Below are 22,597 nucleotides of genomic sequence, written 5' to 3'. Positions count from 1 at the left end.
AAAAACGTCGGGCATTTTCGGCGGGGTGGGGGATCAGGTCAAGACAGGTTCGGGCAGGTGACGTTATTGGTCCAGTTGCGCGAAGCACGCCTGGAGAATATCCAGGCCCTCCTCCAGCACCCAAGGCTCGATGGTCAACGGTGCCAGCAAGCGCACAATGTGCCGCGACTTGCCGCTGGGCATCAACAGCAAGCCGGCGTCTCGCGCCAGGCCCAGCAACTGAGTGAGTTGCCTGGAGGCCGGAGTGCCATCGACATTCACCAGTTCAATACCACGCATGGCGCCGACGCCGGTGAGGCGGCCCAGGTAGGGCGACAGTTGTTGTGAGCGCCAGCTTTCATGGCGGCTGACAATGGCCGCCTCCTGCTGTGCCCCCCAAGCTTGCAGATGTTCATCGGTCATCGCCTCAAGGGTAGCCAGTGCCGCCGCGCAGGCGATGGGGTTGCCGGAGTAGGTGCCGCCGAGGCCGCCCTTGGGCAGGTTGTCCATCAGCGCCTTGCGCCCCACCACAGCACCCAACGGCACGCCGCCAGCGATGCTTTTGCCGAGCAGCAACAGATCCGGTTCGATGCCCAGGCGCGAAAAGGCAAAGCGCTGCCCCGTGCGACCAAAGCCGGACTGGATCTCATCGACAATCAGCAGAATGTTGTGCTCGTCGCAAAAGCACCGCAGGGCTTGGGCAAACTCGATATCGAGAGCGAGGAAACCGGCTTCGCCCTGCACCGGCTCGATGATGAAACAGGCCACATCGTTTACGTCGATTTCCACGCTGAACAGACGGTCCATCGCCTTCAGCGCTTCGGCGCAGGTCACGCCGTTATCGACACTGGGGTACGGCAGGTGATACACCGGGCCAGGCAGTACTCCGACCTTCTGCTTGTAAGGCACCACCTTGCCATTGAGGTTGAGGGTCGCCAGGGTTCGGCCGTGGAAGGCTCCATCAAAGGCGATCACCGCCGATCGCCCGGTGGCGCCGCGGACGATCTTCAACGCATTTTCCGCCGCTTCCGCGCCACTGTTGGTGAGCATGCCGCTGACCGGGTAGTGCACCGGGATAAACGCCGTCAGGCGTTGCATCAACTCGATGTAGGGCGTATGCGGTGCGGCGTTGAATGCGTAGTGGGTAAGCCTGGTTGCTTGCTCGCGAATCGCCGCCACTACGCCCGGATGGCAATGGCCCAGGTTGAGCACGCCGATACCGCCGACAAAATCGATGTAGCGTTTGCCCGCGGTGTCCCACACCTCAGCGTTTTTACCGTGGCTGAGGCTGATGGGATGGACGATGGAAATCGATTGGCTGATGCTGGCGTGGCTCATGAATCGCGTACTCGACAAGGCTGGGCGTGGTTTATCTAAGCCGCGCACCGGGCCTTGCCGCAAACGAAATAAAGTCGCCGGGTCATTCCAAATCGGAAGGAGCGCTTGTCTGCATTAATCCGACACCCCATCTTTGCCAGCCGCCTTGGACCGATATAGCGCTCGGTCAGCCCTTGCCACCAGCGCGGCGGGAGACTCACCCATGCGCCGCTCTACAATCCCCAGGCTCAGGGTGACGTTGAGGTCGTTGACGATAGGCGACTGTTTGATTGCACGGCGAATCCTTTCGGCCAATTCCTTCGCCGTGTCCAGGTTGCTTGCAGGCAGCACCACCATGAACTCATCGCCGCCCCAGCGAGCCAGCAGGTCAGTTGTGCGTACGCAGCTTTCCAGACGTTCCGCCACCCCTATCAGCGTCTGATCACCGACGCCGTGACCGTATCGGTCATTGACCGGCTTGAAGTCATCGATGTCCATCGCCACCAGCGCCAGGGGCACACGAAAGCGTTCGGCGCGGTCGCATTCTTCCAGCAGGCATTTTTCCAGGCGATAACGGTTGGCGATGCGTGTCAGCGCGTCGCGCTCGGCCAGGGAGCGGTTTTCGTCCAGCTGTATCTGCAATTGTTGATTGACCCGCGATAGCTCAAGGGTACGTTCTGCCACCAGTGCTTCAAGGGATTGGTTGCGCTTTTGCAAGCGTTCAATGGAGCATTTACGCGTATGAATGTCGCGGTGCGCGCCCACCATGCGCGCCACTGAGCCGTCGGGGTTGCGTGCAATGATGTAGCCACGATCCTCGATCCACAGGTAAGTACCGTCTTCTTTCCGGCAGCGGTATTCGGCGCAGTAAAGGGGCGAACGTTGACTGATGTAGTCATCAAACAACGCCATCACGCGCGGGTAATCCTCGCTATGGATCACGCTTTCCCAGGTGAACACGTTGTTTTCCAGCGAGTCTCGGGAGTAACCGAGCATTTCGTACCAGCCGGGGTTGCGGTAGACGTAGCCAGTCGTGGCGTTCCAGTCCCAGATCCCGTCACTGACCAGTTCCATGATGGCGTGCAGCAGGTCGGCGTTGAGTTCGGAAAAGTCATTGCGTAGTGGCTCGTTGCCGGGTGTATCGTCCATCAGCGCGCTCCCTGCAAGGGCTGGCTTCTAGGGGGCGTTCTCAATTAGTTTCCCCGTCGCGCCGGGTCTGCTGTTGTGCAGGGCAAGGCGCGAGAAGCGTGGTTTGGTCATTCCAAATAAGCTTCGAGCAACGCAGCCCTGCACAACAGCAGGCCCGGCCCTTCGGGTTGTGCCTTAAAGCGGGCCAGCCTGCGTTGCAGGCCTTGGAAAGGGAACAACCATTCCCTGCGGCCTGCGCCTTGCCTGGCCCGCTTTAAGGCGACAACGCGGCGGGGAAACTAATTGAGAACGCCCCCTAGGGGCCAGTTATTATTGGTGACGCCGATACTCCGTGGCTGGCGCTACTCTACCTCGCTGCTTGCACGGTTTGAATAGGGCGGATGTGCTGCTTTCGGATAGTGGCGTTTGGCTATGGTTCGGGCGCCAGCATCTTTGTTCGAGGCTTTCCATCCGCGTTGTGTTGGTAAATCTCATCCGGCTGGCCCTGTTCATTGAAAAACACCTGGCCAATTCCCGCGCTATTCCACAGCCGCTCACCCGCCTCGGCATGGTCCGGAATATACGGGACTACCTGCATGGTACGGCGGCGGGTAAACCAGTTGAGCGGCGAGCGTGGGGAATACAGCCAGCGGTTGAGACGGTCGAACCATTCCAGCAGGCGCGGCGGGAACTCATTCTTGATGCCGCTGCTGGTTATTTGCCAGATCCTCGGGCCGCCGTTGCGGTGACGGATCAGCACCTGGTAGACGAACGAGTAATGCACATCGCCGGAGAGGATCACGTAGTTACCGGGCGTGCGCGAGTGGCGGAAGATGTTCAGGATCACTTGGGCGGCGCCGCGATGAGCCATCCAGTTTTCGGCGTCCACCAGCAGTGGGAAGCCGCACCAACTGAAGACCTTTTGCACCGTTTCGATCAGCTTGACGCCAAAGATCGGCGCAGGCGAGACGATAATGGCCGACGGATGGTCGAGCAGCTCCTGTTGCAGTTCGCTCAAGGCTTCCCAGTCCAGCAGGCCGGAAGGTTGCTTGAGGGTAAATTCGCTGCGCCAGCGCCGAGTACGGGTATCGAGTACCACCAGGGCAGGGGTGGTGGGCAAAACGTAATGCCATTGCTGGAATTTCAGCAGCGCCTCCAGCAGATCATCCTGGGCAGCAGCGTCCAGATGATTGCCCTGCGCCTGGCCAGTCAGTGCCTGGGTCTGGGTCAGCAGTTCGCCGAACACCTGGGGTTGGTTGCCCCAGCCCTGGCATAACAGGTACGCCAGCAAGGCATTGCCGATGATGCGTTTGGAGAAGGGATGGCCGTAGGCGGTTTGCTCCCACTGAGCGCTGAGGTTCCAATCGTCGGTGATGTCGTGATCATCGAAGATCATCAGCGTCGATAGGTGGGCGAACACCCGGGCTACCCCCGGCAAGCCGGTGCGCAATTGATCGATCTGCACTTGTTCGCGGGCATAACGCAGTTGTTCTGGCGCGCTCAGTTGCGGCGGTCGTGGTGTGATCAGCGTCCACGGGATGGGCGACCAGACCAGCAGGTACATCGCGATGACTTCGGCGAACGTCACCAGGTGATTGTCAGCGGTGCTGCTGGTGAAGATCGGCTTCTTCACGCCGCCGAAAAAGCGTTCGCGCAGGGTCTCGTTACTGTCCAGCGCCGGAAGCAGGTCGGCTCGGTGGTAATAGCTGGCGCGATGCCCATAGAGGCTGACGCTGTCGTCCACCACGGCGCCCTCCAGGAACTCGTCGAACAGGCCCAGGTGCGCGATCAGCGCATGGATGGCCCGCAGCATGGGCCCGGCGACATCGTCGGCGTAGACCTGGTCGCCGCTCATCATCAGCAAGGCGGGGCGTTCGAGCGGGGTGCGGGCCTGCGCCAACAGGCGGTCGACGCACAACAAACCTTCATCTGCACGGTGATGGGGTTTACGGCAGGAGCCATGTACCAAGTGGTTGATGCGGCTATGCAGCACGAAGCTCGGCGTTGTGGCGTCGGCATACAGCAAGTGCGGCGCCCATTGTGCGATGCCGATGCCGTCGACGATCAGGTCGTAACCGATGACCTCGTCCTGGGGCAGAGCGTCGCTCAGCGCTACGTCGATCAAGTGGATAACGGCATGGCGCCCGACGGGCACGACTTGGCAGTGCGTTGCATCGAGCGGGATATTCAGCGTCTCGCCCTGGGGTAATTGCAGCCTCAAGCACAGTGGCAGGGCGCGACTGCCCACCAACCAGATAACCAGGCGCTGCGGTTCAAGGCGCCTTAGCAGGGGACCTGCGATGACGGCAGGCAGGATGTCGGGTTGATGCATGAAAAATGCAGCTCATACCAAGTGGGACTGGAGAGGATAACGCAGAGGATGTCAGTGTTTTGTTAACGCAAGTGCAGCGCGGTGCGCTGCACTGCACTTGTTGCCGGTGACCCGTAACGGTTAAGTCAGTTTGCCTCCTCCGAGAGAGGTCATACCCGAACCTTTGGGTTTTGGTTGCGTGTCCTGCCCCTGTGGGGGGCCGTCAAGCGGCGAAGAAGTTGGTGCGGGATTGGCTGGAGGCTGGTTATCTTTTAAGCCTTGCTGGATGTTATAGCTGAAGCTGTGAAACGAATTGCCGATGAACATGGTAAAACCCCTTACTCAATTGGAGGACTGTTGTCGCATCAATACTCCCTTTGAGTGCGCACTGATTGAGTGAGGCTGGCCGGGTTTTTCGTTCCCGGCCATAGGTAACCATATGTTTGGCTAGTAGGAATTTGGTGTGTCTCAAGCAGGCTTAGGCACCGTAAACCTGAATTCACTGCCGCGCCCCAATTCACTGTCGGCTTCGATCCGACCACCATGGGCCTGGACAATCCCCTGGGTGATATACAGCCCCAGCCCGCTGCCGGTGGGATTGTTCTCGGACTGGGTCCAATAGCGGTCGAACACATGGGGCAAATGATCCGGCGCAATGCCTTCACCGGAATCGCGTACCGAAAACACGATCTCTTCGCCGTTGCTCATGGCGCTGATACCGATGTTGCCCTGGCGGGGGGTGAATTTGATGGCGTTGCCGATCAGGTTCGACAGCACTTGGAACAAGCGCTCCGGGTCGGCGCTGATCTGCAGGCCAGGCTCGGCGTTGAACGACAGGTCGATACCTTTTTCCGAGGCCAGTGGCGACAGCAGCGAATATGCCTCTTCAAATATCTGGCTGACGTCCAGCGCAACCGGCTTGACCACATAGCGTCCGGCTTCGATTTTCGAGGTGTCGAGCAAGTCCTCCAGCAGCACATTCATGCGCCCGGCGGCCTGTTGCATGGTGTCGATGGCCGAGGAAATCCGCCGTGAGGTGTGTGGGCCGTCGGAGCTGAAGGCTTTCTGCATCATGCCGCAGAGCATGGAAATAACTGTCATCGGGTTGCGCAGGTCGTGGGAAACCACTGCGACCAGCTCGTCACGGGCACGCACCGCTTGTTGTTCGCGCAGCACCTGGCGGGCCAAGTCATTTTCCAGGGCCGAGCGGCGCAGGTCATTGGCGGCAAACAGGTCGCCGTGGCTCCACTTGGTGGAAATGCCGGCCATTTCCACTTTCCAGATTTCAAACGACGTGCGTGGGCGAAGGCGTAGGCCAGTGTCAGAAGTTTCCAGATTTAGCGGCTTGCTCGGGTCACCGCTCCAATTGATGTTCTCTTTGACTTCCGGGCGAAACCACAACACACCGTTATCCACAGGCTTGGGCAGGCTCATGGCGAGCACACCACTGGCCACCGCCTGATACTCGGCGGCCGGTGGGTACACCGAAGCCAGGTTGTGGTTGGAAAATACCGGCTGGCCCAGCGTTTGCAGCCACTTGTGCAGCGCCCGGATTTGCGCTGGTTCCGGGCAGTTGCCGTAACGGTGCAACTGCTTGTCTTCGATGATCGCCACACCGCCCGACAAGGTCAGGTCCATCAGTTTTTTACCGTGGTGGGCCAGGCTGTCGAACACATTGTCGTCGCTGGCTTTCATCGCCCGATCAAGTAACGCCAGGGTTTCGACTTTCTCCTCTCGCTGGCGGCTTAACTCCAAGGCTTCCATGGCACTGATCTGCAACGACAGCACCTGACCGATGGTCTGGCAGGTCATACGCAGATCGTTCGGCACCAGCAGCGGCTCGCGGTTGCCGCAGCTGATCAGGCCCCAGAGTTTGTCGCCCTTCATCAGCGAAATACTCATGGACGACAACACGCCCATGTTCTGCATGTATTGGCAGTGAATCGGCGACACGCTGCGCAGGGTAGCGAAGCTCAGGTCCAGCGGTTGGCCGGTGTCCGGGCGCAATTTTGGCAATAGCGGTACGGGTTCGTAGGACGCATTCGGGATGATCCGAAGCCAGTTGGTGCGATACAGCTCACGGGCTTGTTCGGGGATGTCGGACGCGGGGAAGAACAGGCCGTTGAATAATTCCATGGCCGGCGCCGAGGCTTCAGCGATTACCTGACCATGGCCTTCGTCTTCGAAGCGATAGATCAGCACTCGGTCATAACCGGTCATGGCCTGGATTTCATCCACGCTGATGGCGTACAGCGCTTGCAGTGTCTTGGCCGATTGCAGGCGTTGCAGCATTTTGCTCAGGTTGCTGGTGAGACCATTGCGTACCTGGGGTTTGAAATCCGCGAGCAAGGGTTCGAATTCCAACACCAGCACGTTCTGATGACGATGCAGCAAACCTTCGAACTGAGCACCGTTGAGCGTGACATGCAGGGGTGGGGCGTCGATAAAGGTATTGTGCTCGGCCATCGACTGCACCACCTGAGCGTGTTCACTGCCAATCAACGTGTGCAACGGTTGATTCAACAAGGCCTCGGGCGTGTGGCCGAACAAGGTGCCGACGTTGGCACTGACCTGAATGATGTTCAGCTCAGGCTCCGACAGCGTCAGCAACACGCCATGAGGCTGGATTGCCCCGGGGAAGCGGATGGGCTCGTCGGCACAGTTGGAAAGCAGCTCTTCAAAATCTTCGGGTTTCATAGCAGTACCTCCTGGCGTTCGAGCCATTGCTCAAAGCCGCTGAAAGTGGACCGGGCAGCCATCACTGCGCGCGCTCGAGCGCTCGCATCCAGTGGCTGATGAGCCAGGTAGTCGAGAAAGTCTTTCCAGCGCCGGCCGGTCTCGGCACCGTAGACATCGAGAAACGCACCGCCGTTGTCGGCTTCGATCGCCAGGCGTGACGCCATCTCCCGGCGTAATACCTGGCCGCCGAGCGTTGCACCTTCCAGTACATACAGGGCGCCGAGGCAAGCGGCAGGAGTGTCCAGCGCGGGGAGTTGGGTGCAGCGGGGAAGGGCATCTAGGGTGGGACTATCCAGGCCCAGAGCGCGCAGATCGTTAACCAGCGTCGGCGTTTTCACACGTGACGCAATATCAATTCCATCCGGAATCAGGCCACCGTCGTACAGCGCCGCCTCCATGGGTTGATAAAAACCGTAGTACGCCTGCAGCAATCGCCGATACCACTGGGCATCCAGGCGTTCGGAAAAAAACGGCAAACGCTTTTCCAACGCGACATGCAACAGGCCGGTACCCGTGCGCAACGTTTCCAGCAAGGATGGCGCACCAACGTCATGGGCCTGTGAGTGCATTCAATGAGCTCGAACTGTGGGCCTGTCGGCCAGGAATGACGCATGAAAATGGGCGACAATTCTACACAACTCGTTGTCGTCAGCTGAGCGCAAGAAGCGAAAAGGCTGACCAGTGGATCAGAAAAGTCGCTCCCTGTATTCCAAATGACCCCACGGCACGCCACGAGTTCGGTCCGGATGATATCGCGACGCTATCAATGCATGGGCGTTCCCTGCTGGGTCAATGCCGTTTGCACGCACTCAAGCAAGTGATCGGTGCTCCATGGTTTAGGTAGAAACCGCACCGAGTTGCCCAATTGAGTGGCGATCTTCGTATTGCCGGAAGTCAGCACCACCTGCACCTCAGGCCAGCGATGAGCCACTACGCGGCTCAAGTCGTAGCCATTGAGCAGGCCGGGCATTTGAATATCACTGACAATCAAGTCCACAGGATCGTCGCCCCGCTCCAGATAAATCATCCCTTCATCCGCCGAAGGGAATGAAGTCACCACCGCACCGAAATCCTCCAGCACATCCACCATTAACGCCCGAATGATCTCGTCGTCTTCCAATACTAAAATCGATGGCTGAACCATGATCCTTACTCCACCATCAGGGGTTCAGTAAGGTGGAGTGGGGGTTGGGTATATAGGTTCGATTGGATGTTTTTTAAACGATGGGTGGTCATTCGGCTGGTTCCAGCATGTGGTCTTGCCCCACGCCGTCAGCACGATAATCCGTTAAGGTAAGCGCCACTGCGACGTCCAAGGAATGCCATGTTTAAGCGTAATCCCCTCGTGCCAGAACTCATCGTTACCCACCTCGGTGCCAGCCTGGCATTCTGGGTTGACCAGTTGGGTTTCGGCATCGCCTATCAGCGCGCTGAAGAAGGCTTTGCCTACCTCGACCTGCACGGTGCGCAAATCATGCTGGAACAATACGAGCCGCACGCCGGGCAGTGGTTGACCGCGCCCTTGCAGCAGCCTTTCGGGCGTGGCATCAACTTGCAAATCGACGTGCCTGCCGTAGCGCCTATCTTGCGGCGCCTGTCGGAGATCGGCCGCCCGTTGTTCCGTAACGTCGAGGATGCCTGGTACCGCGCGGGCGACGTAGAGGCCGGGCAGCGCCAGTTCATCGTGCAAGACCCGGACGGTTATCTGGTGCGCCTGGTGGAACGGCTGGGGGAGCGGCCGTTCAAGCAGGCATAATTGACGGCAATAACCCATAGGGAGACCCTGATGAAGTACGTGTTATTGACTCTCGCCCTCACCGTTGTCGCTGCACCCGCGTTTGCAGCTGGCGACGCCGAAGCGGGCGGCAAACTCTTCACCAAGACCTGCGGCGGCTGCCACAGCATCGGTGAAGGTGCGCGCGGCGGTTTTGGGCCGCAGCTGAACGGCATTATCGGCCGACCTGCCGGTACGACCCCGGACTATCAGTATTCGGATGCGATGAAGAATTCGGGAGTGGTTTGGACGCGGGACAAACTAACGGCCTACATCGAAGACCCGAAATCGGTGGTAAGTGGGACGCGGATGATTTTCTGGGGGATCAGTGATCCGCAGAAGATTGAAAATATCCTGGCGTACTTAGATACATTCCAGCCCAAGTGAGCTGCCCAGGCTGACGGCTACCACCGGGCACAACGCGATCAGAAGGTGGCGGGGCTTGCCGTCATGCCAGTCAGTTAAGCGCAGGCTCCCACATTGAACTGGGTTCGGCTTAAGGTATCGCCGTCGGTTGTCATTAGGCTCAAGCATCAATAGCGAACCCGCGACGCAAGCTCCGGGTAATGGGTCGCAAGCTCAGCCAAGCACTGCCGCAGCATCTTGGCATCGTGGGGTAGGTGCTCTGAAAAAATATCCCAACCAGAAAACTCAAGCGTCTCCGGCATTTCTACCAAGCCGCTGATGGCGTCCCAAAAGGCATCCCAGTTTCGGCCATACCAGTTGGGGAAGTTGAGTGAAGTGCACAGTGTGGCGTGAAGTTCTTTGGGGTTTTGGATGCGGCTCAGGTCTATTTTGATGATGGATGATCGGGTCACTTGTGCACCATTTGCTGATTTACAGGCGCCTTGAATATAACCAGGACAAATGCACCCGTCCTCATGTTTCACAGCACGTGATTTTAGGCCTTTCATTAACATTATGAGCCTTGGCCTGCATCCAAAGCCTACACGCAAGTAGGACCGTTCTGATTTGCGCCTGACCTCAGTATTAGCGGCAAAGCGTTTGCTACGTTCGTGTGAAAAATACGCGATGGAAGCGCTTAATGCTGACGTTCAACTCCCTATGGAAAAACCATCCGGAAATCTTCGGAGACGCCGCCCCTTGTAGAACCAACGGCGCCAAAAATTTCAGTGACCAATGCGCCATTAACCTGGGCGTAGCACTGCGCAGGTCAGGCGCCGACCTGAGCAGGTTGAGAGGTGTGCGCTATTGTTGGCAGCATGCCAAGAGTGAGGGCCATGTGTTGGCAGCTGAGGAGATGGCCAAAGCTCTAAGTGACGCGAATATCCCCGGTTTGCAGCGCCCGAAGAAGATAAAACCTGAGGATTTCGAAGAGGTGTTGGCGGGGCAGCAAGGCATTATCTTTTTCAAAGACTTTTGGCGCCGAGGGAATGAGACGTCTGGCAATCGCAGTGGTGACCACATTGACCTTTGGAATGGGCGGCGGTTGACGAATTGGCTGAGTTATCCGCGTATTCAGTTGGGGTTTTCGATTGAGGGGACGTTCTCGGACTATCACGAGTCCAGGGAGATATGGTTTTGGAAAGTCATATGAAGGTGGTTAAGGGCGTGCTCTTTGTGATCGGGATGGTTGTGGTGGCGCTGACGGTGTTTAACGGATTGGTTGTGGCAGTGTCGGCTTATTTCGGGCCGTTTTATGAGGGGGATGCGCAACAGAATCGAAATTTTGGATTTTGGTTGGTGGGTAATGGGGTTGTGATGTTGGCTACGGTGTTGCTGGGAGTGGGTTGGTATCGCAGATATTTGCGCAGGCGTGGGGTGTGAGTTTTCAAGTGTTCGGCGGATCATGTATTCATGGGAGGGCGCAATCGGGAGCAAGCCCCCTCCCACATTATGATCTGGTACATCTGTTGAATCGTGTAGGCAAAAAAAAACCTTGGTGCGCCAAGGTCTTTTTTTTGCCCAAGGTTCAGGTCAGCAGATGCTTTGATATCAGCCGCGAAATCTCCACAATCGAGGTTTTCCCAGTGAACTCGAACTTCACCTTCCCCAGCGACGAAAAGTAAATCTCCAGCTCCGAATCCAGATCAAACGTCCCTGACGTTTCCACTGAATACGCCACGATGTTTTTGTACGGCAGCGAAGTGAAGTCCTTCTTGCTGCCGGTAATCCCCTGCACGTTCACTGCGATGATGCGCTTGGTGGTGAAGACCACGCCGTCGCGCATGGCCTTGTACGCGTCGACCACTTCTTCGCCGTCCATCAGCAGGGCCGAAACGCGTTCGGCGTATTCGTTGTTTTGTTTGAGCTTGAAGAAGCCTTTGTTGTTGAAGTCGATCATGTGCCTGTCCTGGTTGAAGGGTGCCGCTGGTGTATGGCGTTTTGCTCGCGGATCTGTATCTAACGGCTGAGCCTGCAAGGCTCTAGCATGGCGCGTAACACTACAGTGCTGGCGAAGGATTTTACGCCGGCAGCATAAAAATCCAGGAGCTAAACAATGCCCGATATATCCAGCTTGCTTGCCTACGGCCTGATTTCACTCGGCATGGTGCTCACGCCCGGGCCGAATATGATTTACCTGATTTCCCGCTCGATCTGCCAGGGGCGCACCGCAGGGCTGATCTCACTTGGCGGGGTGGCGCTGGGCTTTTTGATCTATATGGTGTGCGCGGCGCTGGGTATCACCGCGCTGGTGATGGCGGTGCCGCTTGCCTACGACGTGCTGCGGTTCGGCGGTGCGCTGTATCTGGTGTACCTGGCGTGGCAGGCGGTCAAGCCGGGCGGGCGTTCACCGTTTCAGGTGCGGGACTTGCCCAAGGACAGCCCGCGCAAGTTGTTCACCATGGGCGTGGTGACCAACCTGCTCAATCCCAAGGTGGCGGTGATGTATCTGTCGCTGCTGCCCCAGTTCATTGAACCGAACGGCCATGGCAGCGTGCTGTTGCAATCGTTGGTGTTGGGCTCTCTGCAGATTTTCATCAGCGTCAGCGTCAATGCGGTGATTGCTTGTATGGCCGGCTCCATCGCGGTGTTCTTCGTGACTCGGCCGGGGTGGCAGGTGGTGCAGCGCTGGGTGATGGGGTCGGTGCTGATGGGGTTGGCGGTACGGATGGCGGTGGAAGGGCGCAAATAAGGCTGCTTTCAGCGTGCCATGACGTTGACAATCACATGCAGGATGAATGCAGGTCCATAGCAGGGGCGCCCGTGTTCATCTTCGATACGCCATATCGAAGTGACCGTGCAGGTCTCTTTCGGCGCTCCAAACTCTACGGTGATATGCACCGGTTGGCCGGGCAGGGTTTCGGCAATCGGTACCTCGTTGTTAAGGCTGCGCAGGTGGCTGTCCATCACCACTTCCAGGGGCTCGCCTGTAGCCGTGCGACGGGCGATGACGTATTCACCGTCCACTCGAACCAATCGTCGACCGCGCCAGGGGCGGGTACCGACGTTCTGGATCTCCCAGGTTTTCTGAAACGTTTCGCCAGGCAGCACGACGGTTTGGTCGGGCGTGGTGACGTCGGCGTTAAAGACCACAATGTCGCCAAGATCATGCAGGCCGATGGCTCGGTTGGTGGTTGCCATTGAATGGGTATCGACCGGTGCGCCTGCCAAATCGGCGAAGTAGCGGAACAGCAATAGCGGGGACACCTGCAGCGCCTTGGCCAGTTTGATCAGGGTGCGTACCGAGGGATCCTGTGAAATGCCACCCGCTAATCCGTAAAGATAGGTACGCGAAATACCGGCTTCCTTGGCCAGGGTTGTCATGGATTTGCCCAGTTCCCGGCTGCGTCTTACGACCAGTGCTCGGAGTGTGTCGCGGGTTTTGATGCTCATATCCGTACGTTGATCCCCGTCCTTGAAAAATCATCATCTTGTTCGCCAAAAAGGACAACTTGCTCGCCGTTGCGTGTAGTGAGCCCTGCACACTCGCAACCTGCTAGCGCCGTTGTGAAGGACATGGATCGGTCCCTTTCTGTTTGGCTATATCCAGTGTCGCGGTTTCTCGCATGCTTGCGAACCTAGTGTGTGTTGCATTCCTTTACAACTATCTTTGGGTATAGCTATGTCTCGATTAAAAGCATGCTGCGAATCCATAGCCCGATCAGGCTTTGGCATTCTGCAAATTCCTGATGCGATGTTGCAGGACTACAAAAAGATCATCGATGGGTATTCGGCCATTCCCCAGGCCATCAAGGATGAATTTTCCTTTGCCCAGGACACGGATGGGTTTTTCCCTTTTGGCGCCGAGTACTCCCTTGTCGAGGATCACCCTGACCTGTGCGAGCGGTTTTGTTACTGGCCCGCGCACGCTTCAAAAAGAACCGCTTTCGAATTCACCCGAAGTACTTTCGTTGCCGCAGTCGGCAGTTTTGAACGACAGATGAGCGAGTTGGCCCAGGGGGTGATGGATGGCATTTGCGAGGAATTTGGCGTGGCACCCTTGGCCCCCTTTCGCGCGGCATCGTATATCCAGTTGTGTGTCTACGGTCCACAGGCCAAAGACCATTCTCGTAAATTTGCTCAAGATCCTCATGAAGACGGGCATATGCTTTCGTTTATCAAGCCTACCCGCGAAGGGCTGGTCTTGATGAAGGGACGATCGTTGGAACCTGTACGCCTTCTGGAGAACGAGGTCGCGGTGCTGGCCGGCTCCTTGCTGACAGAGCTCTCCGATCATGCCGTGCCTGCCGCCTACCATGCTGTACTTGCGCCCAGCAAACCGGTCGCCAGAAGCTCATTGATTTACTTTGCAAACCCCAATCCGGACCAGTTGCTGACGACCTTTTACCGCCAGAAACCCATTGACCTGGGCAGCACGGTGAATGCTCGTCATACCGGTTTCGGTAATCAGCCGATTCAACTGCGCTAAATAGTCCTGGAGGGCTCGAACAGTCCATGTTTCCTCACTTCAATGCCCTTTACATCGAAGGTTTGCTCTTGGGCATCGGACTGTTCGCCGCCCCAGGCCCGAAAGACACCCTGGTGATCCGCCAAGGTGTCGGTCGCGGGCCGATCTGGGGCGTTGTCGCCATTTGCATATTGGCCGATATTTTCCTGATCGCTTTCGGGGTCACGGGTTTAGGGTCGTTATTGGGAAGTCGGCCTGAGGTGATGGCGCTATTGCTATTGTCCGGAGCGGCCTATCTGCTTTGGTTTGGTGGCCAGCGTCTGTTGGCTTGTATCCGGGATCAGTCCATGCCGGATGCTCAAGGCGGCAATTCGCAAAGAGGGCTGTTGCGCTCGGCGGTCATACTCGGCTTTGCCAACCCTTATGCATGGCTGGATACCGTGGTGCTGATTGGTTCTATCGGGGCCACGAAACCTGCGGGCCAACAGGCACTGTTCGCGACAGGCGCCATGACGGCATCACTCGTGTGGTTTGTGGTGTTGGCGCTGTGCTGTCAGCGGTTGACAGTATTGTTTCGCAAGCCAGCGGTCTGGCGTTGGCTGGATGCAGGGGTGGCGGTATTGATGGTGTACCTGGCCGTTATGCTGATCACCGATTCATTGCACATCTTTCAGATAGCCCTTTAGAACGGTCAGCGGACAGATCAACTCATCAAGGTGAGAGATGTTTTGCACAGGGGTGGATAGCTTTAGCAATTCACGCCCGAGCACGCTGTCCGCTCCACCCAATGCAATCAACGCCTGGGTGATGCACTCATCGAGCTTCAACTGGATCTCAGCCAGGTTTCCCTGGCGCACCAAAAACCCAAACACTTCGCGTTCATAGCCATCCATTGCAGGATCATCGCGCAGCAGCGGGCTGCCGTCCTCGGTTTCATGCGCCAGCTTCAGGGCGAACAGTGCAACCGCTTCAAGCATCAATTCCATGGTCTCACTAACCCCCCCACTGCCACGCCCGGCACTTTTTCACAGGCGAAAAAAAAGACCTTGAATTTCAAGGTCTTTCTTTAAGATGGTGCCCCGAGGGAGACTCGAACTCCCACTCCTTTCGAAAACGGATTTTGAATCCGCCGCGTCTACCAATTCCGCCATCAGGGCTCAATGGCGGCGAAGTATAGAGATGAGATTACCGTTGGTCAATCACGTTTCATGGTCTATTTTCACTATTTCCGCTAGACTTCCCGGCCCTGCTAGACGAACCCCATCATGCGCGTTGCTGACTTTACTTTTGAGCTCCCTGATTCGCTGATCGCTCGCCACCCTTTGGCCGAGCGTCGCGCCAGTCGACTGCTGACCCTGGACGGGGTCAGCGGTGCCCTCGCACACCGTCAATTCACTGATTTGCTTGAGCATTTGCGCCCGGGCGATTTGATGGTTTTCAACAACACCCGGGTGATTCCGGCGCGGCTGTTCGGCCAGAAAGCTTCCGGCGGCAAGCTGGAAATTCTGGTGGAGCGGGTGCTGGACAGCCATCGTGTGCTGGCCCATGTGCGCTCCAGCAAGTCGCCCAAACCGGGTTCGAGCATCCTCATTGATGGCGGTGGCGAAGCCGAGATGGTTGCGCGCCACGATGCCTTGTTCGAGCTCAAGTTTGCCGAAGAAGTGCTGCCGTTGCTGGATCGCGTCGGCCATATGCCGTTGCCTCCTTATATAGACCGCCCCGACGAAGACGCGGACCGCGAGCGCTATCAGACGGTGTACTCACAGCGCCTCGGCGCTGTAGCGGCGCCGACTGCCGGGCTGCATTTCGACCAGCCGCTGCTGGATGCGATTGCCGCCAAGGGCGTCGAGACGGCCTATGTGACCCTGCACGTGGGGGCCGGTACGTTTCAGCCGGTGCGTGTGGAGAACATCGAAGACCACCACATGCACAGCGAATGGCTGGAGGTCAGCCAGGACGTCGTGGACGCGGTCAATGCGTGCAAGGCGCGCGGCGGGCGAGTGGTGGCCGTGGGCACCACCAGCGTACGATCACTTGAAAGTGCGGCGCGTGATGGTGTGCTCAAGCCGTTCAGTGGTGACACCGATATCTTTATTTTCCCGGGCCGGCCATTCCATGTGGTTGATTGCCTGGTCACCAATTTCCATTTGCCCGAATCCACGCTCTTGATGCTGGTGTCGGCATTTGCCGGTTACCCGCAAACCATGGCTGCTTACCAGGCCGCCATTGCCAACGAGTACCGTTTTTTCAGCTACGGTGATGCGATGTTTATCACCCGTAACCCGGCGCCACGCGGCCCAGAGGAACAACTATGAGTCGTATGTCGTTTGAATTGTTGGCCACCGACGGCAAAGCCCGTCGCGGTCGCCTGACCTTCCCGCGCGGCACCGTGGAGACCCCGGCGTTCATGCCGGTCGGCACCTACGGCACCGTCAAGGGTATGTTGCCGCGCGACATTGTCGCTACCGGTGCCGAGATTATCCTCGGCAACACCTTCCACCTGTGGCTGCGCCCGGGCACGGAAGTGATCAAAAAGCACGGCGATCTGCATGACTTCATGAAATGGCAAGGCCCGATCCTCACCGACTCCGGTGGTTTCCAGGTATTCAGCCTGGGCGCCATGCGCAAGATCAAGGAAGAGGGCGTGACCTTCGCCTCGCCGGTGGACGGTGCCAAGGTGTTCATGGGGCCGGAAGAGTCGATGCAGGTCCAGCGCGACCTGGGTTCCGACATCGTGATGATTTTCGACGAGTGCACGCCTTACCCGGCTGACGAAGACGTAGCGCGCATCTCCATGGAGCTGTCCCTGCGTTGGGCCCAGCGCTCGAAGAACGCCCATGGTGACAACACCGCGGCGCTGTTCGGGATTGTCCAGGGCGGGATGCACGAAAGCCTGCGTAAACGCTCGCTGGAAGGCCTCGACAAGATCGGCTTCGACGGCCTGGCCATCGGCGGTTTGTCGGTGGGCGAGCCCAAGCACGAAATGATCAAGGTGCTCGACTACCTGCCGGGCCTGATGCCCGCTGACAAACCTCGTTACCTTATGGGCGTTGGCAAACCGGAAGATCTCGTAGAGGGTGTGCGCCGCGGTGTGGACATGTTCGATTGCGTGATGCCAACCCGTAATGCCCGCAATGGGCATCTGTTCATCGATACAGGCGTGCTCAAGATCCGTAACGCGTTCCATCGCCATGATGATTCGCCGCTGGATCCCACCTGTGACTGCTACACCTGCCAGAACTTCTCCCGTGCCTATCTGCATCATCTGGACAAGTGCGGGGAAATGCTGGGTAGCATGTTGAATACCATCCACAATTTGCGTCACTACCAAGTCCTGATGGCTGGTTTGCGCGAGGCTATTCAACAGGGTACATTGGCCGCCTTCGTCGATGCCTTCTATGCCAAGCGCGGGCTCCCTGTGCCGCCCTTGGACTGAGTTTTCCGACCCTAAGATTCACTATTTGCAACTGGAGTGCTAAATGAGCTTTTTTATCTCTAACGCCATGGCTGACGCCGCTGCGCCTGCTGCTGCCGGCCCTATGGGCGGTGGTTTCGAGTGGATTTTCCTGGTCGGCTTCCTGGTCATCTTCTACCTGATGATCTGGCGTCCACAGGCCAAGCGCGCCAAAGAGCAGAAAAACCTGCTGGGCAGCCTGCAAAAAGGCGACGAAGTCGTGACCACTGGCGGCATCGCCGGCAAGATCACCAAGGTTTCCGATGCTTTCGTGGTACTGGAAGTCTCCGACACCGTAGAAATGAAGTTCCAGAAGGGCGCCATCGCCGCCACGCTGCCTAAGGGCACGCTCAAAGCGATCTAAGTAACAACCTTTACCAATCGACGGGGCGCGCAAGGCGCCCCGCGTTATAAGCGGGCGGCGTGATGCTGAACAAATACCCTCTGTGGAAATACGTACTGATCCTGGCGGTGCTGGCGATCGGTTTTATTTATTCCGCTCCCAATCTCTATCCTGATGACCCGGCGATCCAGATCTCTGGCGCCAGCACTTCGCTGCAGGTCAATCAGGCTGATCTGGAACGCGCTAGCAAAGCGCTGACTGACGCGGGCATCCAGGTTAAAGCGGCAACCTTGGCAGCTGGTTCCAAAGGCGGCTTGTTGCGCCTGACCAAGCAAGAAGACCAATTGCCGGCCAAGGACGTTGTACGCAAGGTCATGGGTGACGACTACGTCGTTGCATTGAACCTGGCACAGACCACGCCTCAATGGCTGCGCAGCATTGGCGCGCACCCGATGAAGCTGGGCCTGGACTTGTCCGGTGGCGTGCACTTCCTGCTGGAAGTCGACATGGACAAGGCCCTCGACGCGCGTCTGAAAGTCTATGAAGGCGACGTGAAGAGCCTGCTGCGCAAAGAGAAACTGCGTTATCGCAGCTTGCCGCAGCTCAACGGTGCCATCCAGCTGGGTTTTGCTGACGAAGCTTCCCGCGAGCAGGCCCGTGCGCTGATCCGCAAGAATTTCAATGACTTCGACATCGTGCCGGCCGACTTGAATGGTCAGGCTGTGTTGCGCCTGGCGATGAGCCCGGCCAAGATCGCCGAGATCCGCGAGTACTCCATCAAGCAGAACTTGACCACGGTACGTAACCGCGTCAACGAGCTGGGTGTGGCCGAGCCGATCGTGCAGCGCCAGGGCGCCAACCGTATCGTGGTTGAGTTGCCGGGTGTACAGGACACTGCTGAAGCCAAGCGTATCCTTGGTAAAACCGCCAACCTGGAATTCCGCCTTGCAGCTGAGCCGGGTGCCACTCGTGCGACCTCCGAAGAGTTCGAGTTCCGCGAGGGCAATCGTCCTCCTGCGTTGATCGAGCGTGGCTTGATCATCACTGGTGACCAGGTGACCGACGCCAAGGCTGGTTTCGGCGAGCACGGCACCCCTGAAGTGAACATCCGCCTGGATGGTCACGGTGGCGAGCTGATGAGCCGCGCCACGCGCAGCAACGTCGGTCGCAGCATGGCGGTGATCTTCATCGAGCAGCGCCCCGTTACCACCTATACCAAGCAGATGGTCAACGGCGTCGAGAAAGACGTGCCGGTGCAGACCTTCAAGGAAGAGAAAAAGATCATCAGCCTGGCGACCATCCAGTCGCCGCTGGGTGCGCAGTTCCGCATCACTGGCCTGAACGGCCAGGGTGAGTCCTCCGAGCTGGCGCTGCTGCTGCGTGCTGGTGGCCTGGCGGCGCCGATGTACTTCGCTGAAGAACGTACCATCGGCCCGAGCCTGGGTGCCGACAACATCACCAAGGGTGTGGATGCGGCGCTGTGGGGCATGTTGTTCGTGTCGCTGTTCATCATCGCCATCTACCGCTTCTTCGGCGTTATCGCCACCGTCGCACTGGCGGGCAACATGGTGATGCTGCTGGCGCTGATGTCGCTGCTGGGCGCGACGCTGACCTTGCCGGGTATCGCCGGTATCGTGCTTACCATGGGTATGGCGGTTGACGCCAACGTGCTGATCTTCTCGCGTATCCGTGAAGAGATCGCCGCCGGCATGACCGTACAGCGTGCTATCAACGAAGGCTTCGGCCGGGCATTTACCGCGATTCTCGACTCCAACTTGACCACTTTGCTGGTCGGCGGGATTCTCTTTGCCATGGGCACCGGCCCTGTCAAAGGTTTTGCGGTGACCATGTCCCTGGGTATCTTTACCTCGATGTTCACGGCCATCATGGTGACCCGCGCAATGGTCAACCTGATCTTTGGCGGGCGTGACTTCAAGAAGTTGTGGATTTAAGGGGCTGCCATGTTACGTACAATCAACTTCATGGGCGTTCGCAACGTTGCGTTCGGCGTCACCGTGCTCCTTACCGTTCTGGCGTTGTTCAGCTGGTTCCATAAGGGCCTGAACTACGGGCTGGACTTCACCGGCGGTACGCTCATCGAGCTGACCTACGAGAAGCCGGCCGATGTCACCCTGGTGCGCAATGAGCTGGTCAAGGCCGGCTATCACGAGGCGGTGGTGCAGAGCTTCGGCGCCACTACTGACCTGCTGGTGCGTATGCCTGGCGAAGACCCGCAACTGGGTCACCAGGTAGCGGAGGCCTTGCAGAAGGTCGGCGGCGACAACCCGGCATCGGTCAAGCGCGTCGAGTTCGTCGGCCCGCAGGTCGGTGAAGAGCTGCGCGACCAGGGCGGCCTCGGCATGCTGATGGCGCTGGTCGGCATCATGATCTACCTGGCCTTCCGCTTTCAGTGGAAGTTCGGTGTCGGCGCCATTGTGTCGCTGATCCACGACGTGATCGTGACCGTGGGGATCCTGGCCTACTTCCAGATCACCTTCGACCTGACCGTATTGGCGGCCGTGCTGGCGATCATTGGTTACTCGCTCAACGACACCATCGTGGTATTCGACCGGGTTCGTGAGAACTTCCGGGTGCTGCGCAAGGCGACGTTGATCGAGAATATCAACATCTCCACCACCCAGACGCTGCTGCGGACCATGGCGACGTCGATCTCCACCTTGCTGGCGATCGCCGCGCTGATGATCTTCGGGGGCGACAACCTGTGGGGCTTCTCGCTGGCGCTGTTCATCGGTGTTCTGGCGGGTACCTACTCGTCGATCTACATTGCCAACGTGGTGCTGATCTGGCTCAACCTCAACAGCGAAGACTTGATCCCTCCTGCTGCTACTGGCAAGGAGGTCGACGACCGCCCTTGATGGGCGTTAGTTGATCGGCTGTTACAAGAAGGGCGCGAGTATTGAACTCGCGCCTTTTTTTTTGCTCCAAGGCTGGGTATAGCGCGGATCTTTCGATCCGTTTGTGATGGTCAGGAGGTTCAACGTGAACAAGTCGTTGCTGGTTGGTGCGGTATTGGGTGCTGTCGGTGTGACTGCCGGGGGTGCTGTTGCCACCTACAGCCTGGTAAAAAGCGGCCCTGAGTATGCGCAAGTACTGGCGGTACAGCCGGTTAAAACCCAGATCAAAACCCCGCGTGAGGTCTGCAAGGACGTCACTGTGACCCGGCAACGTCCGGTGCAGGATCAACATCAAATCGCCGGTACCGTGGTCGGCGCCCTTGCAGGTGGCCTGTTGGGCAACCAGATCGGTGGCGGTAATGGTAAGAAACTGGCCACCGTGGCCGGTGCGGTCGGTGGCGGTTACGCCGGTAACAAGGTTCAGGAAGGCATGCAGAACCGTGATACCTACACCACCACGCAAACCCGCTGTAACACTGTTAACGACATCAGCGACAAGGTTGTCGGTTATGACGTGCGTTACAACCTGGATGGCAAGGAAGGGACTGTGCGTATGGAGCGTGATCCAGGCGGCCAGATTCCAGTCGACAAAGAAGGTCGTCTGATCCTGGGTCAGAACCAGCAGTAATCCCCAGGCCTGGCTTCGATCCAAATGTGGGAGCTGGCTTGCCTGCGATAGCGGTGGGTCAGCAACTAATCACTTGGTTGGCAGCCCGTCATCGCAGGCAAGCCAGCTCCCACATTGGATTGTATTGAGCAGTTGGAATTGGTTTTTTGCTAAATCCCACGCATAAAAAAAGCACCCCTAGGGGTGCTTTTTTGTGCTCGCTCGCTTAACGCTTCAGCGAAGCCGGCAGGTGCGGCTGGATCGCCGTCAGTACGGCCTTGAAGCATTTGGTGTTGCCGGCAACCACGTGGCCTTTCTCCAGGAAGTCGTGACCGCCGGTGAAATCGCTCACCAGGCCGCCTGCTTCCTGAATCAGCAGGGCGCCTGCTGCCATGTCCCACTCGGACAGGCCTGATTCCCAGAATGCATCGAAACGACCGGCGGCGACATAGGCCAGGTCCAGGCTGGCTGCACCGGCGCGGCGGATACCGGCGGTCTGGCCAACCAGGGCACGGAACATGCCCAGGTAGTTTTCCAGGTTGTCCATCTGGTCGTCACGGAACGGGAAGCCGGTGCCCAGCAGGGCGCCTTCCAGGCTGGTGCGACCGCTGACGCGCAAGCGACGACCATTGAGCTGGGCGCCACGGCCACGGCTGGCGGTGAACTCTTCCTGGCGCACCGGATCCAGCACAACAGCGTGTTCCAGGCGGCCACGGTATTTGCAGGCGATGCTCACGGCAAAGTGCGGGATGCCGCGCAGGAAGTTGGTGGTGCCATCCAGTGGGTCGATGATCCACAGGTAGTCTTCGCCTTCGCCGCTACCTTTGTGCAGGCCGGTTTCTTCGCCGAGGATGCCGTGGGTAGGGTAGGCCTTGCGCAGGGCGTCGATGATCTTCTGTTCGGCGGCGCGATCCACCTCGGATACATAATCCTTGGCGTCTTTTTCGTCGACCTTGATGGTATCCAGGCGCTCGATGGAGCGGAAGATCAATTCACTGGCGCTGCGGGCGGCGCGCAGCGCGATATTCAGCATGGGCTGCATGGATGTGTCACCTAAGGTTGTTAAAGAAAGCCGGGCATTCTAGCAGAAACTTTCCTCAGGTGAAGGACGACGTTAGCTTTCATGGCATAACCTTAGGCTGTTCTGTAAGATTTGCTCCCCTTTCCCGTGTCCGAGAGCGCCTCCCTTGCTGCAAAACATTCGTGTCGTCTTGGTC

The 22,597-nt window shown here is 58.2% G+C and carries 26 protein-coding genes and 1 tRNA gene; 14 read left to right on the top strand and 13 right to left on the bottom strand.

All coding sequences use genetic code 11. The annotated features are described in order from the left end of the window. Window positions 1–63: 63 nt before the first annotated feature. From TK42_RS19600 to TK42_RS19575, 7 genes are all read right to left on the bottom strand, one after another. Window positions 64–1,317, bottom strand: coding sequence for an aspartate aminotransferase family protein (locus tag TK42_RS19600; protein ID WP_103734913.1), 1,254 nt, complete (start codon window positions 1,315–1,317; stop codon window positions 64–66). A gap of 114 nt (window positions 1,318–1,431) precedes the next feature. Next, window positions 1,432–2,445, bottom strand: a complete 1,014-nt coding sequence (locus tag TK42_RS19595; protein WP_103734912.1) for a diguanylate cyclase domain-containing protein — start codon at window positions 2,443–2,445, stop codon at window positions 1,432–1,434. A gap of 409 nt (window positions 2,446–2,854) precedes the next feature. Then, entirely contained in the window at window positions 2,855–4,756 is a 1,902-nt protein-coding gene (locus TK42_RS19590; RefSeq protein WP_103734911.1) for an alkaline phosphatase D family protein, read from the bottom strand. Between the two features lie 120 nt (window positions 4,757–4,876). Beyond that, the gene (locus TK42_RS26820) at window positions 4,877–5,062 is read right to left on the bottom strand and encodes a hypothetical protein (protein WP_146097887.1); all 186 of its coding nucleotides are present in this window, start codon (window positions 5,060–5,062) and stop codon (window positions 4,877–4,879) included. Window positions 5,063–5,203: 141 nt separating this feature from the next. Then, window positions 5,204–7,432: an ATP-binding protein gene (locus tag TK42_RS19585; protein WP_103734910.1), complete on the bottom strand. Its 2,229-nt coding sequence runs from the start codon at window positions 7,430–7,432 to the stop codon at window positions 5,204–5,206. After that, entirely contained in the window at window positions 7,429–8,043 is a 615-nt protein-coding gene (locus TK42_RS19580) for a biliverdin-producing heme oxygenase (protein WP_032879575.1), read from the bottom strand. The genes TK42_RS19585 and TK42_RS19580 overlap by 4 nt, the downstream gene beginning before the upstream one ends. 194 nt (window positions 8,044–8,237) lie before the next feature. Continuing rightward, complete coding sequence (locus TK42_RS19575) at window positions 8,238–8,618, bottom strand: response regulator (protein WP_103734909.1); 381 nt, start codon at window positions 8,616–8,618, stop codon at window positions 8,238–8,240. A gap of 180 nt (window positions 8,619–8,798) precedes the next feature. On the opposite strand from TK42_RS19575, the gene TK42_RS19570 reads away from it, so the two are divergent. Beyond that, a complete protein-coding gene (locus TK42_RS19570) occupies window positions 8,799–9,230 on the top strand; it encodes a VOC family protein (RefSeq protein WP_078822266.1) in 432 nt (143 codons plus the stop codon). Between the two features lie 30 nt (window positions 9,231–9,260). Continuing rightward, entirely contained in the window at window positions 9,261–9,635 is a 375-nt protein-coding gene (locus tag TK42_RS19565; protein ID WP_078822265.1) for a cytochrome c family protein, read from the top strand. Window positions 9,636–9,781: 146 nt separating this feature from the next. Here TK42_RS19565 and TK42_RS19560 read toward each other — a convergent pair whose 3' ends face one another. Beyond that, a complete protein-coding gene (locus TK42_RS19560; protein ID WP_078822264.1) occupies window positions 9,782–10,066 on the bottom strand; it encodes a barstar family protein in 285 nt (94 codons plus the stop codon). Window positions 10,067–10,293: 227 nt separating this feature from the next. On the opposite strand from TK42_RS19560, the gene TK42_RS19555 reads away from it, so the two are divergent. Further along, on the top strand, window positions 10,294–10,806 hold the full coding sequence (locus TK42_RS19555; protein WP_103734908.1) for a type VI secretion system amidase effector protein Tae4: 513 nt from the start codon (window positions 10,294–10,296) through the stop codon (window positions 10,804–10,806). After that, complete coding sequence (locus TK42_RS19550) at window positions 10,803–11,036, top strand: hypothetical protein (protein WP_032879588.1); 234 nt, start codon at window positions 10,803–10,805, stop codon at window positions 11,034–11,036. Before TK42_RS19555 ends, TK42_RS19550 begins: the two co-directional genes overlap by 4 nt. A 145-nt stretch (window positions 11,037–11,181) precedes the next feature. Here the strand turns inward: TK42_RS19550 and TK42_RS19545 are convergent, their stop codons facing one another. Continuing rightward, entirely contained in the window at window positions 11,182–11,553 is a 372-nt protein-coding gene (locus tag TK42_RS19545) for a PH domain-containing protein (RefSeq protein ID WP_032879590.1), read from the bottom strand. A gap of 156 nt (window positions 11,554–11,709) precedes the next feature. On the opposite strand from TK42_RS19545, the gene TK42_RS19540 reads away from it, so the two are divergent. Next, window positions 11,710–12,345, top strand: a complete 636-nt coding sequence (locus tag TK42_RS19540) for a LysE family translocator (RefSeq protein WP_032879592.1) — start codon at window positions 11,710–11,712, stop codon at window positions 12,343–12,345. A gap of 8 nt (window positions 12,346–12,353) precedes the next feature. Here the strand turns inward: TK42_RS19540 and TK42_RS19535 are convergent, their stop codons facing one another. After that, complete coding sequence (locus tag TK42_RS19535; protein WP_005791214.1) at window positions 12,354–13,046, bottom strand: NBR1-Ig-like domain-containing protein; 693 nt, start codon at window positions 13,044–13,046, stop codon at window positions 12,354–12,356. Between the two features lie 229 nt (window positions 13,047–13,275). On the opposite strand from TK42_RS19535, the gene TK42_RS19530 reads away from it, so the two are divergent. Together TK42_RS19530 and TK42_RS19525 are read left to right on the top strand one after the other, a co-directional pair. Beyond that, entirely contained in the window at window positions 13,276–14,082 is an 807-nt protein-coding gene (locus TK42_RS19530; RefSeq protein WP_032879594.1) for a 2OG-Fe(II) oxygenase family protein, read from the top strand. Between the two features lie 26 nt (window positions 14,083–14,108). Next, window positions 14,109–14,747 carry a LysE/ArgO family amino acid transporter gene (locus tag TK42_RS19525; protein ID WP_103734907.1) on the top strand — a complete coding sequence of 213 codons (639 nt, stop codon included), beginning with the start codon at window positions 14,109–14,111 and terminating at the stop codon, window positions 14,745–14,747. On the opposite strand, the gene TK42_RS19520 is transcribed toward TK42_RS19525, so the two are convergent. Both TK42_RS19520 and TK42_RS19515 read right to left on the bottom strand, forming a co-directional pair. Then, entirely contained in the window at window positions 14,718–15,047 is a 330-nt protein-coding gene (locus TK42_RS19520; protein ID WP_103734906.1) for a hypothetical protein, read from the bottom strand. The genes TK42_RS19525 and TK42_RS19520 overlap by 30 nt on opposite strands. A gap of 86 nt (window positions 15,048–15,133) precedes the next feature. Further along, a tRNA-Leu gene (locus TK42_RS19515) sits at window positions 15,134–15,218 on the bottom strand. 108 nt (window positions 15,219–15,326) lie between these two features. Here TK42_RS19515 and queA point away from each other — a divergent pair. The 6 genes from queA to TK42_RS19485 all read left to right on the top strand — a co-directional run bounded on the left by queA (window position 15,327) and on the right by TK42_RS19485 (window position 21,401). Beyond that, a complete protein-coding gene (queA, locus tag TK42_RS19510; RefSeq protein WP_032879598.1) occupies window positions 15,327–16,376 on the top strand; it encodes a tRNA preQ1(34) S-adenosylmethionine ribosyltransferase-isomerase QueA in 1,050 nt (349 codons plus the stop codon). Window positions 16,377–16,381: 5 nt separating this feature from the next. Further along, complete coding sequence (tgt, locus tag TK42_RS19505; protein ID WP_032803964.1) at window positions 16,382–17,497, top strand: tRNA guanosine(34) transglycosylase Tgt; 1,116 nt, start codon at window positions 16,382–16,384, stop codon at window positions 17,495–17,497. Between the two features lie 43 nt (window positions 17,498–17,540). After that, window positions 17,541–17,879, top strand: coding sequence for a preprotein translocase subunit YajC (gene yajC / locus TK42_RS19500; RefSeq protein WP_003175975.1), 339 nt, complete (start codon window positions 17,541–17,543; stop codon window positions 17,877–17,879). A gap of 62 nt (window positions 17,880–17,941) precedes the next feature. Further along, a complete protein-coding gene (secD, locus tag TK42_RS19495; RefSeq protein WP_103734905.1) occupies window positions 17,942–19,810 on the top strand; it encodes a protein translocase subunit SecD in 1,869 nt (622 codons plus the stop codon). Window positions 19,811–19,819: 9 nt separating this feature from the next. After that, window positions 19,820–20,734 (top strand): protein translocase subunit SecF, encoded by a 915-nt coding sequence (gene secF / locus TK42_RS19490; RefSeq protein WP_032879600.1) that lies wholly within the window; start codon window positions 19,820–19,822, stop codon window positions 20,732–20,734. Window positions 20,735–20,858: 124 nt separating this feature from the next. Then, window positions 20,859–21,401 (top strand): glycine zipper 2TM domain-containing protein, encoded by a 543-nt coding sequence (locus tag TK42_RS19485; RefSeq protein ID WP_005791197.1) that lies wholly within the window; start codon window positions 20,859–20,861, stop codon window positions 21,399–21,401. 205 nt (window positions 21,402–21,606) lie between these two features. Here TK42_RS19485 and suhB read toward each other — a convergent pair whose 3' ends face one another. Continuing rightward, window positions 21,607–22,422, bottom strand: coding sequence for an inositol-phosphate phosphatase (gene suhB, locus TK42_RS19480; RefSeq protein WP_005791195.1), 816 nt, complete (start codon window positions 22,420–22,422; stop codon window positions 21,607–21,609). A gap of 109 nt (window positions 22,423–22,531) precedes the next feature. Here suhB and TK42_RS27400 point away from each other — a divergent pair. Next, window positions 22,532–22,597 (top strand): hypothetical protein (locus TK42_RS27400; RefSeq protein ID WP_371920276.1); only part of this gene is annotated, 66 nt, incomplete at its 3' end.

Origin of the sequence: Pseudomonas sp. GZJR-8 (assembly GCF_002916705.1) — a bacterium.
GTDB lineage: Bacteria > Pseudomonadota > Gammaproteobacteria > Pseudomonadales > Pseudomonadaceae > Aquipseudomonas > Aquipseudomonas synxantha_A.
The sequence above is the reverse complement of the archived record's forward strand: the minus strand, read 5'-3'. Positions and strand labels throughout refer to the sequence as shown.